The 15184-nt window shown below is 38.2% G+C and carries 13 protein-coding genes and 1 other annotated feature (1 of these 14 cut by a window edge); of the genes, 11 read left to right on the plus strand and 2 right to left on the minus strand.

Translation table 11 applies throughout. The annotated features are described in order from the left end of the window. Nucleotides 1-113 precede the first annotated feature (113 nt). The 3 genes from AEA09_RS05410 to AEA09_RS05420 all read left to right on the plus strand — a co-directional run bounded on the left by AEA09_RS05410 (nt 114) and on the right by AEA09_RS05420 (nt 3152). Complete coding sequence (locus AEA09_RS05410) at nt 114-1745, plus strand: Na/Pi cotransporter family protein (protein WP_053582860.1); 1632 nt, start codon at nt 114-116, stop codon at nt 1743-1745. Between the two features lie 65 nt (nt 1746-1810). Beyond that, the gene (locus AEA09_RS05415) at nt 1811-2290 is read left to right on the plus strand and encodes a DUF456 domain-containing protein (protein WP_053582861.1); all 480 of its coding nucleotides are present in this window, start codon (nt 1811-1813) and stop codon (nt 2288-2290) included. 256 nt (nt 2291-2546) lie between these two features. Then, nucleotides 2547-3152: a superoxide dismutase gene (locus tag AEA09_RS05420; RefSeq protein WP_053582862.1), complete on the plus strand. Its 606-nt coding sequence runs from the start codon at nt 2547-2549 to the stop codon at nt 3150-3152. Between the two features lie 125 nt (nt 3153-3277). Here the strand turns inward: AEA09_RS05420 and AEA09_RS05425 are convergent, their stop codons facing one another. Continuing rightward, nucleotides 3278-5173 (minus strand): S-layer homology domain-containing protein, encoded by a 1896-nt coding sequence (locus tag AEA09_RS05425; RefSeq protein ID WP_053582863.1) that lies wholly within the window; start codon nt 5171-5173, stop codon nt 3278-3280. A gap of 401 nt (nt 5174-5574) precedes the next feature. On the opposite strand from AEA09_RS05425, the gene AEA09_RS05430 reads away from it, so the two are divergent. Continuing rightward, a complete protein-coding gene (locus AEA09_RS05430) occupies nt 5575-7779 on the plus strand; it encodes a peptidoglycan D,D-transpeptidase FtsI family protein (protein ID WP_053582864.1) in 2205 nt (734 codons plus the stop codon). A 115-nt stretch (nt 7780-7894) separates the two neighbouring features. Here the strand turns inward: AEA09_RS05430 and AEA09_RS05435 are convergent, their stop codons facing one another. After that, entirely contained in the window at nt 7895-8089 is a 195-nt protein-coding gene (locus AEA09_RS05435; protein WP_053582865.1) for a hypothetical protein, read from the minus strand. Between the two features lie 285 nt (nt 8090-8374). On the opposite strand from AEA09_RS05435, the gene AEA09_RS05440 reads away from it, so the two are divergent. From AEA09_RS05440 to AEA09_RS05470, 7 genes are all read left to right on the plus strand, one after another. Continuing rightward, the gene (locus AEA09_RS05440; RefSeq protein WP_053582866.1) at nt 8375-9343 is read left to right on the plus strand and encodes a PstS family phosphate ABC transporter substrate-binding protein; all 969 of its coding nucleotides are present in this window, start codon (nt 8375-8377) and stop codon (nt 9341-9343) included. A 61-nt stretch (nt 9344-9404) separates the two neighbouring features. After that, the gene (pstC, locus tag AEA09_RS05445; RefSeq protein WP_053582867.1) at nt 9405-10352 is read left to right on the plus strand and encodes a phosphate ABC transporter permease subunit PstC; all 948 of its coding nucleotides are present in this window, start codon (nt 9405-9407) and stop codon (nt 10350-10352) included. A gap of 1 nt (nt 10353) precedes the next feature. Further along, complete coding sequence (gene pstA / locus AEA09_RS05450; protein WP_053582868.1) at nt 10354-11232, plus strand: phosphate ABC transporter permease PstA; 879 nt, start codon at nt 10354-10356, stop codon at nt 11230-11232. A gap of 12 nt (nt 11233-11244) precedes the next feature. After that, the gene (gene pstB / locus AEA09_RS05455) at nt 11245-12078 is read left to right on the plus strand and encodes a phosphate ABC transporter ATP-binding protein PstB (RefSeq protein WP_053582869.1); all 834 of its coding nucleotides are present in this window, start codon (nt 11245-11247) and stop codon (nt 12076-12078) included. 13 nt (nt 12079-12091) lie between these two features. Continuing rightward, nucleotides 12092-12751, plus strand: coding sequence for a phosphate signaling complex protein PhoU (gene phoU / locus AEA09_RS05460; RefSeq protein ID WP_053582870.1), 660 nt, complete (start codon nt 12092-12094; stop codon nt 12749-12751). Nucleotides 12752-13023: 272 nt separating this feature from the next. Further along, nucleotides 13024-13896, plus strand: a complete 873-nt coding sequence (locus tag AEA09_RS05465; protein WP_053582871.1) for a hypothetical protein — start codon at nt 13024-13026, stop codon at nt 13894-13896. A gap of 72 nt (nt 13897-13968) precedes the next feature. Then, a complete protein-coding gene (locus AEA09_RS05470) occupies nt 13969-15039 on the plus strand; it encodes a mechanosensitive ion channel family protein (protein WP_053582872.1) in 1071 nt (356 codons plus the stop codon). A gap of 45 nt (nt 15040-15084) precedes the next feature. Next, nucleotides 15085-15184 (plus strand) — a binding site (T-box leader); it runs 152 nt beyond the window's last position.

Below are 15184 nucleotides of genomic sequence, written 5' to 3' on the forward strand. Positions count from 1 at the left end.
GGCAAATTGTTAACATTTTGTAAAGATGTTGAATGATTTCTTTACTTTTTATAGTTTATCTATTAATCATTAGGGTTAGACAAGTAGAGATATGGGAATTGGAGCGGACACAATTGACGATAGATTGGCAGAGTATGCTATTTCAGTTTTTAGGTGGATTAGGTGTATTTTTATTTTCCATTAAATTAATGGGCGAAGGTTTACAGAAATCTGCAGATGATAGATTACGAGAGTGGTTGAACCGTTTTACGACAAATCCGCTAATAGGTGTGTTAGTCGGGATAGTGGTAACGGTTTGTATTCAGTCGAGCTCGGCAACGACCGTTATTACAGTCGGACTTGTTAGTGCGGGCTTTTTAACGTTACGGCAAGCAATAGGTGTCATTATGGGGGCTAATATTGGAACAACCGTGACGGCATTTATAATTGGTATTAATCTTGGTATGTATTTTTATCCATTATTGGCGATTGGTGCAGCACTCATCTTTTTCTTCAAAAAAGCAAGTTATCATCATGTCGGGCAGATTGTCTTTGGTTTTGGGGGCTTATTTTTAGGGCTTGAACTAATGGGAGGAAGCATGCAGGTCCTTCATAATTTAACTACTTTTGCTGAGCTAACCGTACATATTAGTGACCAGCCTATTTTGGGCGTTATAGTGGGAACGGTTTTTACATTAATCGTGCAAAGTTCGACAGCAACGGTTGGCGTATTGCAAGGCTTATTTGCTGAGCAATTGATTGGGCTAGATGGAGCTCTACCAGTATTATTTGGTGAAAATATCGGTACAACCATAACAGCTGTATTAGCTTCGGTAGGTGCCTCAATTTACGCAAAAAGAGCAGCCGCGGCACATGTTTTATTTAATGTCATTGGCTCGATTATTTTTATTATTTTCTTAACGCCATTTTTGCACTATATTGAATGGATCAGTAAAATGTTTCACTTGGAACCACGCATGCAAATCGCTGTGGCCCATGGTTCATTTAATATATTCAACACAATGCTTCAACTACCATTTATAGCGGTATTAGCGACAATCGTAACAAAAATTATGCCAGGGACAGGTGGCGATATTGACTTTACAGCAAAGCATTTGGATCCTTCGTTTATCGACTCTTCTCCGTCCATTGCACTGGGGCAGGCGAAAGAGGAAGTTCTTCGAATGGGCGACCATGCACTAAGAGGTTTAGAGGAAACGTTCCACTATATGAAAACAGGTGATGAAGAACATATTCCTACTGTTTTACAGCTTGAAGCGGTGTTAAATAATCTAGATAAAGAAATAACGAACTATTTAGTCATGGTATCCAAGCAATCGTTATCGCGTGCTGATTCTGTGCGCCATCATATGCTGTTAACAAATGTACGTGATATTGAGCGTATTGGTGACCATTTTGAAAATATTTTGGAATTACTGCAATATAAAGAGCATCATCAGGTGATCCTAAGTAAATCAGCAAGACAGGATCTGATTGGCATGTTTAGTTTGGCAATTGAAGCGGTGCGTAAAAGCATGGAGGCGCTAGATACAGCTAGTCTGAGTCTTGCGCAGGAAGTAACGGAACTAGAAAGCTTGATTGACGACATGGAAGATAAGTTGCGTCAAAAGCATATTGCGCGCTTAAATACCAACGAATGTAATGGAACTGCTGGGATTGTTTTTACGGATATAGTCAGTAATTTAGAGCGTATTGGCGATCATGCGGTGAATATTGCGGATTCTATTTTAGGTATTCGACATTGATGATTTGAAACTTTTTTTGTCGTAGCACGTATAGTAGGCAATGTGTGTCAGAAGGAGAATAAGATATGGAAATAGTTGGATGGATATTAGTGATTGCCTGTTTCATCGTGTCATTTGTCGGGTTAGTATATCCTATTATACCGGGCGTGATATTTTTAATTGGAGGATTTTTATTATACGGGGCGTTTTTCTCGTTTGCGGAGCTTAGCTGGTGGTTCTGGATCATTGAAATATTATTTGTTGTGTTATTGTTTGGCGCAGATACTGTTGCGAATGCATTTGGCATTAAAAAGTTTGGTGGCTCGAATGCCGGCATGTGGGGTAGTACAATTGGTTTGTTAATTGGTCCATTTGTAATTCCTTTTGCTGGGATATTAATCGGTCCATTTTTAGGCGCTGTCATCGCGGAACTTGTTGTAGAACGTCGCGCAGTAGGAGAAGCTGTAAAAAGTGGCGTAGGCTCACTTGTTGGTTTTTTAACATCTACTGTGGCGAAAGCGGTTATTCAAGTAGCTATGATTGTTGTGTTTTTTATCGCAATTTAACTTTACTAAGCAGAAAAGTTTACTATCTAATAAGGATTTATAGATTTCATAGGGATCATCATCAAAATTCCGGTGAGTCATAATTGTTTTAATAGGTTTAGATAATTTGAATCATGGGAAGTAAGTATTCTGATTGGTTTTTCAGTCAAAAGGCTGAAATCTATGATTTGAGGTAATTTTCATTGAATGGTTTGACCAATTTTGATAATCTAAGGATGTACTAATTATTTCTTTAATTATAGGGAGGAACACAAACATGGCTTTCGAATTACCACAATTAACTTACGCTTATGACGCATTAGAACCACATATTGATGCAAAAACAATGGAGATTCACCACACTAAACACCACAATACTTATGTTGCAGGCTTAAACGCAGCGGTAGAAGGTACTGAATTTGCAGGGAAAGATCTTAACGAATTAATCGCTAACATCGATGCACTTCCAGCTGACAAACAAACACCAGTACGTAACCACGGTGGCGGTCACTCAAACCACTCATTATTCTGGGAAGTAATCGCTCCAGGCGGTTCTAATACACCAGTTGGCGAAGTAGCAAAAGCAATCGATGCTAAATTCGGTTCTTTTGATGCTTTCAAAGAAGAATTTGCTAAAGCTGCAACAACTCGTTTCGGCTCAGGCTGGGCTTGGTTAATCGTTGATGGCGACTCAGTTGCTGTAACTTCAACTCCAAACCAAGACTCTCCAATTATGGAAGGTAAAACGCCAATCCTTGGCTTAGACGTTTGGGAACATGCTTACTACCTAAACTACCAAAACCGTCGTCCAGACTACATTGGTGCTTTCTGGAACGTAGTAAACTGGGATGTAGTAGAAGCTAAATTCCAAGCTGCTAAATAATCAATTTATAAAGAAAAATAGGTTGTTTCTGCAGAGTAGAATATAGAGGTAAAATTAAAAAGGGTGTCTCGATAATTTTCGAGACACCCTTTTTGTATGGAAACGAAATTGCTGTAGTTAATCTATCATTTAGTAGTTTCTTGTAATCTTAAATAATCTCCTATAATGTATACAGCTTGGTCATGTAATGTATCGGATGCGATTTTATACCATCCATTTTCCTCGCCATATACTAATACTGGTAGGTTGAAGCGTTTATAGCTGTATAACTTTTTAAAAGTTTCAGACGGACCTGTGCGAACATTTAGATACGGATAGTCTGGATCGATAGTAAAACCGATTTTGTAATTTTGTTTAGCATCTCTAAAGCCCAACGCTTTATCAAGTGCATAATAGTGAGCTGTAGCTTTAGCCCCCCAGTTTGCATCTGCGGCATATTTCACATTCATGCCAACTGCTTTTGATCCGAGTACCGCACCATATCCGTAGGTCTCAATATCACCACTTGGTGCAATAAAGTCCTTGTTTACAATTATAGCAAATGCCGAAAGTCCTTCTTCAGCAGTAGCATACACATTACCGACTACTGCACTGGATGTTTTACCGATACCGAAGAAGTTATTATTATTTTGTGCGCCGTTGCTCATGCCATAGTTACTCTCGTTCATTGCAACTGCTAATATCAAAATGGCGTTAATTTGATATTGCTCTTCGAGTTTTTTTAAAGTGACTCCTGCATTGAGAAGTTTGCTTTTTTTAGTAGCATCTACATAACTACTTGAGCCTTTTGCTTCACGATTTTTCAACTCTTGTACAATATACGCATCAATTTCTTTTGCTGTGTAAGCAGTTTTTGTGCGCATCGGCAAAAATTGATAGTAATTATAGGCATCACCTACATGCTTACCATCTTCGTTTGTAAAGGAAATGCCGTCTGTGCTGTAGTAGCGAGTTCCTGCTTTCATAAAGTTAGGGGCAACACCAATCACATTATCGCCCTCTTTACGCTTATTGTTATGAGAATAGATTTTAAACACTAACTCACCATTCACTACTTCATAATAAGATCGATCTAATGCCGGATGTGCGGGTACTAGGGTAATATCATCTATTGATAATGTACCTGTGCGACCACCAATTGTAACTGTTACCTTGTTACCGTCACTCTTAACATAACCAAGTTCTGTATTAGTTGCGAGAGGCATTTTATCTGTACGGGTAATGTCATAAGCGACTTCTTTGTTTAATACAGCAATTCCTGCTGACATTGAGATGACTTTACCCTGCTTCAGTACGACTCCGTTTGCAGGCATCGCTTGAATGGCTTCACTTGAAGTGTCGAACTTCTGTACAGTTGCATATTGGCCATCTTTTTGAATAGTAGCCGTACTAAAGGGTTGCGTGTCAACTACTTGTGTCGCTATATAATTGTTAAGACGGTAAATAAATGTTGCGGATTGTGCAATCGTCGCGTTTTCTTGTGGACCAAAAGTGTTGTTTTCTAAACCTTTTATAATGGATAATGCAACACCAGTTGCTACAGCATCACGATAATCTACAGCGATTTTTGATGTATCTGTAAACGTTAGCTTTGTAGTTTTTTTCGGTACTTGTGAATAATCTAATGTACGATTAATCATGACCGCCATTTGTTGGCGACTAATCAATTCGTTTGGCTTAAATTCATTGGTTTTTGTATAACCAGTGACGATGCCTGCTTTCGCTGCGCTTTGAATGCCGGAAATATAGCGGTTGGTAGTAGGAACGTCTTTAAAAGAAGTACCCGTTGCAGTAGGTAGGTCGAACGTTTTAGCAAGGGAAAATGCAAATTCAGCTCGTGTGACTTTTCGGTACGGATAGTATTTACCATCACTTTCAGGTAATAATGCATTTTTTTCACTTAAAAGATTTAACCCCGGACCATGGGTAGGATCATCAAATGTTTGTGCGTTACCCTTAGGTATACTGAGGGAACTTACTACTAAGATAATGAGGATACAGCTTAGGACATATTTTTTCACAAAACCAACCTTCCTTTAACTTGTATTATAGGGAATTTAATCCTCGTTATATAGTAATCTAGTTAAAGAACGTTGTCGAACAATATAGTGCATTATGAAATATACTTTGATAAAACCAGCAAATACATGAAACTTATCTTAAATGAAGTCCGTCTATTAGATGCGTACTTCTTTGCATATTTTTGTGGGTGCAGAAACAACAAATGAATAAAAGTAAAGTTTTAACGATGATTAAGGATTTTGAAAGGGAGCTTATTGAGTAAGTACAATTTAATTAAAGGCCAAATGAAGTAATTAAGGCTAATGCTCGCTAGTGAAAGACCATGCTTTTCTGCTGTGGCTTTGGGTGGTATACTTAGTATCGTGTATTTGAGCAGACATGTATGAAGGAGGGGATCTATATGCGCAAAACGCAAGGAAAGAGTCGCGCGTCGAGTGTTAAAGCAAAGCATCACTCCAATTTAACATTTCGTATGAATGTCCTTTTCTTTTCTATATTTATCGTATTTTCAATGTTGATTTTTAGACTTGGTTATATGCAAATTGTAAAAGGTGAAGATTATGTGCGAATTCTAGAGCGTACAGAGGAAGTGCCTGTGAATACAAGTGTACCGAGGGGCCGTATGTATGACCGTTACGGACGAATCTTAGTCGATAATCAGCCTGAAAATGCGATTACGTATACGAAAATGCAAACGACCAAATCGGAAGACATGTTAAAAATTGCAGAGGAATTAGCCGCTTTAATCGAGCAACCAACGAATCGTGTGACGATGCGTGATAGATATGATTTTTGGATTTTGAAAAATCATGAAGAAGCCTATGCAAAAGTAACAGATGAAGAAATAACAGAAATTAATAGCCGAGAAAATATTACCACAAGTGAAGCGAACGCTGCGGTTGATAAACTTGTTCGTGAACGTATTACTGACGAGGAATTAGCGCAACTAACAGAGGCTGATTTAGAAGTGCTAGCGATCTACCGAGAAATGGCGTCGGGCTACAACTTATCACCGCAAATTATTAAAAGTGAAAACGTAACAGATGAAGAATTTGCACGTGTATCAGAACGTCTAACAGAATTACCAGGAGTGAATACAACAACGGATTGGAAGCGTGTAAAACTGTCAACACTGTCTGTTTTAGGTCGTACTACACTTCCTGCTAAAGGGATTCCAAACGAAAAGCTTGATTACTACTTAGCGCGTGATTATTCGCGAAATGACCGAGTGGGTGAAAGTTATATCGAAGCGCAGTATGAAGAGTTGCTACAAGGTCAAAAAACAGTTGTCAAAAATATTACGAATAAAAAAGGGCAAGTTGTTGATACGATTACAACGTACGAGGGTGAGCCAGGTAAGGATTTAGTACTAACGTTCGATAGTGAACTGCTCGCGGAAACGGAGAAAATTGTAGAAGAAGAGTTACTCGCTTTGAAAGCTATGGGTAGTTCATACTTATTAGACCGCGCCTTTTTAGTGATGATGGATCCAAATACAGGCGATGTTTTATCGATGGTAGGTAAGAAAATCGAGAAGGATCCGGATACAGGGAAAAATGTAATAGTGGATTATGCTTATGGTTCGTTTACAACGGCCTATGAAGCAGGCTCTGTCGTTAAAGCAGCAACGGTATTAACTGGTTATAACCAAGGTGTTATTTCTATGGGTACTACATTAGGAGATGAACCAATTCACTTAGCAGGTACGCCAGTAAAGAGTTCCATTTTTAATCGTAGTGGTTATATCTCAATGAATGATTTAACGGCGCTTGAACGTTCGTCTAACGTATATATGTTTAAAATTGCGATGCTAATTAACGGGACGCCATATAGCTACAATATGCCGTTACGTTTGAACGACGATACTTTCTCGAAAATGCGTAATAATTATGCGCAATTTGGTTTAGGGATCAAAACAGGTATCGATTTACCAAATGAAGTTAGTGGTGTGATGGGTCCATCTGGTCCAACGTATGGTGGTAAAACACTCGATTTAGCAATTGGGCAGTACGATACGTATACTCCGTTGCAATTAGTGCAGTATATTTCAACGGTGGCAAATGGTGGCTATCGAATTCAACCGCATGTAGTGAAGGAAGTACGTGGGCCTTCAAAAGATGGACAACAACTTGGTCCATTGGAAACAGAAATTGGACCAACGATTTTAAACCGCATTGATAATCCAACAGAAGAGATTGACTATGTGAAAGAAGGCCTTCGTCGTGTATATGCTGGTTCGCAAGGTTCTGCTCGGGGACAATTTGCGAATGCGCCATACACAGCAGCAGGTAAAACAGGGACAGCTGAGGTAGTATATTACGGACCATTAACAGATTATTACGGTACGAATACAGTTAACCTAACGCATGTTGGCTTTGCACCGCTTGAAAACCCTGAAATTGCCTATGCAGTCGTTATTCCATGGGCAACAACTAACTTTAATATTTATTTGCCTCATGCGAACGTCATTGCTAAACGTTCACTCGATAAGTATTACGAGCTAAAGGAAAAATATGAATCGACTAAAGTTTCTGAAAGTAATGTGGAACAACCAATTCTTCCAGCAATCACAGAAGATAAAATTGGTGAAGATGAGCAAGAATAAGAAAAATCGCTGAGGCTATTTATAGCCCAGCTTTTTTTTTATTTGTGAATGCTGAAAAATTCAAATGAACACTGAAGACAAGCTACTTTCTTAAATACAGAAAGTAGCTTGTTTTTTATGCAGATAATTGTTGTATAGCTAGTTCAAATTGTTGCTTTGATTGCACGCCATAAAGTTCTACGTTATTACTGAAGTAAGACTGTATCATAAAATCTACTGCTTCCTGTAAAGAAAGTTCTCGATGATCCATTACTAGTGTTAAATACGTTTTGAAGTAGTCGGCATTTTGTAGATTTGAATGTTTTTTCACAATGTCAAACTCCTTATTGTTTATTAGTGTCTAGGCTAGCAGGATAGCCGCTTAAATTCCCTTAGGCTCTTATTTGTCACTGTTAACACAATTGTTCATTATAGCCTTATTTAAAATAGAAGCAATTTATTTCATTTGTAAACCTACATTTACAATGGTTTACAAAACATTACATTCCTTTACGTCTCTTTTACGAATGGTTTATACGACTTCAACAATCAGCCTTTATAGTAAAGAATGTAAGGAAAACAACTATAAAAAACGTTAGTGACGGAGGCAAATGAGATGAAAAAGTGGAAGTACTTAACGATGACAGCGGTAATGGGTTCAGCATTAATGCTAGGTGCATGTGGCAGTGATAACTCAGGTAACAATGCAGAAACAAATTCGGCGGCAAATTCTGGACAAGAAGCAGATGACAAAAAACTGCAAGGATCCGTAGCTGGGGACGGTTCATCTACAGTAGCGCCAATTATTGAAGCGGTTGTAGAAGAGTATGCAGGTGCACAGCCGGATGTCAAAGTATCGGTAGGTGTTTCGGGAACTGGTGGTGGTTTTGAAAAATTCATCGCAGGGGAAACAGACTTTGCAAATGCATCTCGTTATATAAAAGATGAAGAGAAAGCTAAACTTGATGAGGCAGGTATTGCCTATACTGAATTAGCGCTAGCTAATGATGGTTTATCAGTAGTCGTAAATCCTGAAAATGATTGGGCAAAGGATTTAACAGTAGAACAGTTAAAACAAATTTGGACAGAAGATGGTAAAGTGAAAAAATGGTCGGATTTAGATCCTTCTTGGCCAGCTGAAGAAATTATCTTCTATTCACCAGGTACTGACTCTGGTACGTATGATTATTTCGATGAAGTTATTTTAGACGGTGCAGATTTAGTAAGCGCTGCGACATTATCAGAAGATGATAATATGCTCGTACAAGGTGTAGCAGGCGATAAAAACGCAATCGGCTTCTTCGGCTTCGCGTACTATCTTGAAAATAAAGATAAATTAAACATTGTTAAAATAAACGGTGTAGAACCAACACATGACACAATTGAAACGGGTGACTACTTACCACTTTCACGTCCACTATTCACATACGTAAAAAATGATTCTATCAAAGATAACGAAGCGGCATATGATTTCTTGAAATATACGCTTGAAAATGCAGGAGATATGGCGGAAGCGGTAGGTTATGTTCGTCTTCCAGATGAACAGTATGCTGAAGGTTTAACAACTTTAGAAGGCTTAAAATAAGTAGCTATGCTTGAAGGGGGAGAGTATACTCTTTCCCTTACTTGCTTGAAAGGAGCACCCCATGGTTTCTCAAAAAGAAAATAAGTCATCATCTGTGCAGCAATTAATTGCGAACTCACGCAATCATAAAACAAAGAAAATAGTGGAAAAAGCCATGCCAGCTCTATTATTTTCTGCAGCGCTCATTTCTATTTTGACGACATTTGGCATTGTTTTCACCCTTATTTTTGAAACGTTTGAATTTTTCAAGCGTGTGTCGATTACGGATTTCCTATTTGGTACACAGTGGCTACCGTTTTCAGGAAAGGAACCGTTGTTTGGGATTTTACCTCTAATTGCGGGAACGTTGAAGGTAACGCTTATCGCTGTTATCGTAGCAGTGCCATTTGGTATAGGTTCAGCGATTTATTTAAGTGAGTATGCGAGTGAGAAAGCAAGACGTACGATAAAGCCAATATTAGAAGTGCTAGCTGGTGTGCCAACGATTGTTTACGGTTTTTTTGCCTTAACATTTGTCACACCGATTTTACAAGAATTAATTCCAGGTCTTAAAATCTTCAATGCACTTAGTCCTGGGATTGTCGTAGGTGTCATGATTTTACCGATGATTACGTCATTATCTGAAGATGCGATGTCCAGTGTGCCAAATAGTATGCGCGAAGGAGCATTAGCAGTTGGTGCAACGAAGTTTGAAGTTGCGATAAAAGTAGTGTTACCAGCTGCACTGTCTGGGATTATCGCCTCAGTTGTACTTGCTATTTCCCGGGCAATAGGTGAAACGATGATTGTTTCTTTGGCAGGAGGATCAACGCCGAAGTTTGATCTAAATGTTACGGATTCAATTCAAACAATGACTGCCTATATCGTACAAGTATCCACAGGTGACGCAGGGTATGGCACAACCATTTATTATTCGATCTATTCAGTTGGTTTCACATTATTCATTTTCACATTAGTGATGAATTTACTAGCTCACTATATTTCGAAACGCTTCCGGGAGGTATACTAGCATGCGCTATATAGATGAGACGGCCGTCATGAAACGAATGACGAAGCGTATTACATTCAATAAAGTTTGGAAGGCGTTGTTTTTCTTAGCAACAATTTTCGCGCTTATAACGCTCGCTATTTTGTTATTTCGTATTGTGACGCAAGGAATTGGCTATTTAAATATAGACTTCTTAACAAATTTCGCTTCACGGTTTGCAGATAAAGCTGGCATTAAGGCAGCGCTAGTTGGTTCCTTGTGGCTAATGGGTGTTGTAGCACCTGTGTCCATTATCCTTGGTGTAGGGACGGCGCTTTATTTAGAGGAATATGCAAAGAAAAATAGGATAAATGATTTTATTCGTATGAATATCTCAAATTTAGCAGGTGTACCTTCCATTGTATTTGGTCTACTTGGGTTAACAATTTTCGTTCGTATGATGGAACTTGGGAAAAGTATTTTAGCAGCAGGCTTCACGATGAGTTTACTCATTTTGCCGGTCATCATTGTAGCGGCACAGGAAGCTATTCGAGCAGTACCAAGTGAACAGCGCGAAGCATCCTATGGTATGGGCGCAACAAAATGGCAAACGATTCTTCGGGTGGTGCTACCAGCCGCTATTCCTGGGATATTAACAGGGAGTATTTTAGCCTTATCACGTGCGATTGGTGAAACAGCTCCGCTTGTTGTACTTGGGATTCCGGTTATTCTACAGTTTTTACCGGATGGTTTATTGAGTCAATTTACGGCTTTGCCAATGCAAATTTACGATTGGGCAAAACGTCCACAAGAAGCATTCCAATACGTTGCTTCAGCAGGTATTTTAGTGTTGATGACGGTGCTATTGCTGATGAACTCTATAGCCATTTTTATTCGAAATAAATTTCAAAAACGTTATTAATGAGGTGACCAAATGGTACTGAAAATCCAAGAAGAAAAAACATTTGTCAAAAAGATTCAAACGGGTGCAAAGCCAGTAACGGAAGTGGCGGGTAATATTGTGTATGATACGAGAAATTTAAATTTATGGTACGGCGATCACCACGGCTTGAAGGACGTTAATTTAGGTATTTATGAAAATGAAGTAACGGCAATTATTGGCCCTTCTGGTTGTGGGAAGTCTACCTATTTAAAAACGTTAAATCGGATGGTAGAGCTTGTGCCGATTGTTAGAACATCTGGTGAAATTTTATACCGTGAGCGAAATATTTTAGATAAGGATTATACAGTGGAAGAGCTGCGTACGAGAGTGGGGATGGTGTTCCAAAAACCAAATCCGTTCCCAAAATCTATATACGATAACATTGCCTATGGTCCACGTATTCATGGCATTAAAAACAAAAAAATACTGGATGAAATTGTTGAAAAGTCACTGCGAGGTGCCGCTATTTGGGATGAAGTGAAAGATCGATTAAACCAAAATGCATATGGTCTTTCGGGTGGTCAGCAACAACGTATTTGTATCGCACGTTGTTTAGCTGTTGAGCCAGATGTTATTTTAATGGACGAACCAACATCTGCACTTGACCCAATCTCGACGTTAAAAGTAGAAGAGCTTGTACAAGAGCTGAAAAAAGATTATTCCATTGTCATCGTGACACATAATATGCAACAAGCTGCACGTATTTCAGACCGAACAGCCTTTTTCTTAAGTGGTGAAGTGATTGAATACGATAAAACGGATGTCATCTTCCAAACACCGGCAGATCAACGTACAGAAGATTATATTTCGGGACGCTTCGGCTAAGGAGGAAGATTAGATGATTGTACGCGAACGCTTTGAGCAAGAAATGCAAGAGGTACAAAAGCAATTTGTAGAAATTGCTACTAGTAGTATCCATGCATTAAAAACTGCCTTTGATGCATTATTAGAACAAGATTTAGAAAAGTCTTTAAAAATATTAGAAGATGATTTAGTCATTAATCGTCTAGAAGAAGAAATTAATGACCGTGTTATTTTACTCATTGCTAAACAGCAGCCAGTGGCGACAGATTTACGCCGTCTGATGGTGCTTGTAAAGGCGGCATCGGATATGGAAAGAGTGGGAGATTATGCTGTGAATATTGCAAAAGAAACGATTCGCATTGGCAAAGATCCTCTTATATTCCCGACGAACAATCTGCAAACGATGTGCAATAAAACAGTGGAAATGCTAGAGAATATTATTACAGCATTTACAGAAGAAGATACAGTAAGGGCAAAGGAAATTGCTGAGCTAGACGATTATGTCGATGATTTATATGGTGCAACTGTGACCTTACTACTTCGTGCTGGTGCTGAAAATCCTGCACATATACACCAAATTACACATTTGACGTTTATTTGCCGCTATTTAGAACGCTCAGCGGATCATGCCACAAATATTGCTGAACATTTATTTTACTTAATCAAAGGCAAACATTATGAATTGAATAACTAATGGGAAAGAGAATGGCGAGTTAGAAGCCGTTCTCTTTTTTTGTAGATACTAAGCGAAAGTTTAATAATAGATTGAGGTAACTGATGGAATGAACATTATTCATGCATTTTTCAGGTCCCTTACAACGATGAAGCAGAAAGATAAAGCAGATTTTGCAACGTTACACACCACAATCTCGTTATATACTGTGGTGTGTATTTTGTTGTCAAAAAACGAAAATGGATATACTATAGAAAAGATTTTAAAAAAGTTTATATTGGAGGTGCTGTTTCGTGGAGCATAATGTAGAAACATTCGTAGAAAAACTAGACAGAACTTTAACAGATGAGCAACGCGAATTGCTGCTCTTTTTATATAAAAATTTACACGTAGATGAGTTAAGTGAAGAAGAACAATCTTTTTTTGTTGAATATTTTTTCAATAGTGAAACGTTACGAAATATGGCAGTATTTGCAATAGCTTTAGTGGAAATCATTCATGAAATCGAAGGGAATATACCTGCTATTGAATTGGAAGAACGTTTAGCGAATAGCGAGGAGCAACGGTTGTATTATGAACGTAAATGGAATGATGCGAAACTAAATGATCTAAAGCATCAAACAACGAAACAGGGCAATGTTTTTCATGTCCCGTTCGCCAAGTATAAAAAAGAGCCAGGTCCAATTATAATTTGCTTAGAACAAACTAAAGGAATGGCGAAGTATACTGAAATTTGTAAAAGCATGGTTTTACCATTGTTCGTCACTGCACATCGTGAGCACCGTGATTTATATATTGTACCGTATAATAATCTTGTTCATGGGCATTATCGATTTGAAAAAGGAAGGTTAAATTTATCTTACTTTACTGATTTTATTGAATGTGATGTTGCCAGTGAAGCAGCCATCATACCTGTTTTACAGTTTGTCGAAGGGTTGCTACAAAAAAAACAACAGTGTACAGATGCGGATATCATTATATTCACAGAAGGTGTGCCAATTGATGGGCGACGTTTAGTAGAGCCGAGTGTGAAAACAATGATGCAAGAAATGATTCATAAATATCACATAGATGTCTCAGTCATAGCCATGCAAGAAAATAATTTTAAAGAGCAATATTTTTGGTTTGCCGATAAAGTATTTTTTGCAGAGGATGCGATTTTTTAGTGAATTCACGCTCCTTTCGAAGGTGAAAAGAGCAATTTATTTTGTAAACGTACATATATAAAGGAGAATGAAATGGATTCATTGAAATGGAAATGGTTACAAACGGATATTGCAATGCCAGTGTGGATAGATGTCCTCATTGTAATTGGGGTTTGTGCTGTAGGCTGGTTGTTTCAGCATTATATTTTAAAAAGAATTATTACAAGATGTGTAGCGGTTTTGAAGAAGCGTTCACAGCTGTTTTATGCGACTGTACTTGCTCAGTTTAGTAAAGCAATTCGCTATGCGTTTATGTCAGCGATCATAGTGTTTAGCTTGGCGCGATTGTTCGAAAGGTCATTTTTTTCACCTGATTCGACGAAGAGTTTTGTAATGTCGTTAATAGTATTTTTTGCCTTTAAAGGTGTGTACGATGTATTGCATTATTATACAAGAGAACCTGTCCCTCTTAGTATTAAGGATGAGCAAAATGTACTCATGCCATTTTTCTTGCGCATTGCGAAAGTACTCATCATGGTTTTAGCCATGTTTACTATTGCTTCTCTTTGGAATTTTAACTTAAATGGCTTTTTAACTGGGATTGGCTTGACTGGTGTGGCGATTGCTTTTGGTATACGTGATACACTGGCGCATGTCTTTGGTGGAATGTCAGTTGCACTTGATAATCCATTTCAAATTGGTGATTGGATTGCAACAGAAGATCAAAAAATTGAAGGGACGATTGAAGATATTAATCTTCGGAGTACGCTCATCCAAACAGGTGATAAAGGGCTTGTCTATGTGCCAAACTCCTACTTGGTAAATCGTCCTCTTTATAATTTGAGCAAACGTGAAAAACGTAAATGCGAACAGTTTCTTTATGTATCGGCTGAAAATGAAGAAGCAAATTTGCGCAATGCGTTAAGCACGATTCACCAACAAATTTATCTGCATGCGAAAACGGAGAAAGAAATAATTCATGTATTTATAGATGAATTTTATCCAACCTCTTATCGTGTCCTTATTCGATTTTTTGTGGTGACGAATGATACAGCAGATACGCTTGCTGTGCGACAGGATATTTTATTTGCAATTCGCCAAATTTTCGAAGAGCAACAGATTGCCCTTGCTGAGCCAATTGGAGAATATGGGTTGCATAAATAAATATAAATTGAATTGTTAGACTTTTTCTTTTACAATAGAAATTAGTAATCAGCCTTGATGAAGAGTAGTAGCTATTTGAATTGTTAGAGAGAGCTAGCGGTTGGTGGAAGCTAGTACAAAGCGATTAGTGAATGGACTTCGGAGC

The sequence above is a fragment of the Lysinibacillus contaminans genome (assembly GCF_001278945.1).
In the GTDB taxonomy this organism is placed as follows: Bacteria; Bacillota; Bacilli; order Bacillales_A; family Planococcaceae; genus Lysinibacillus; species Lysinibacillus contaminans.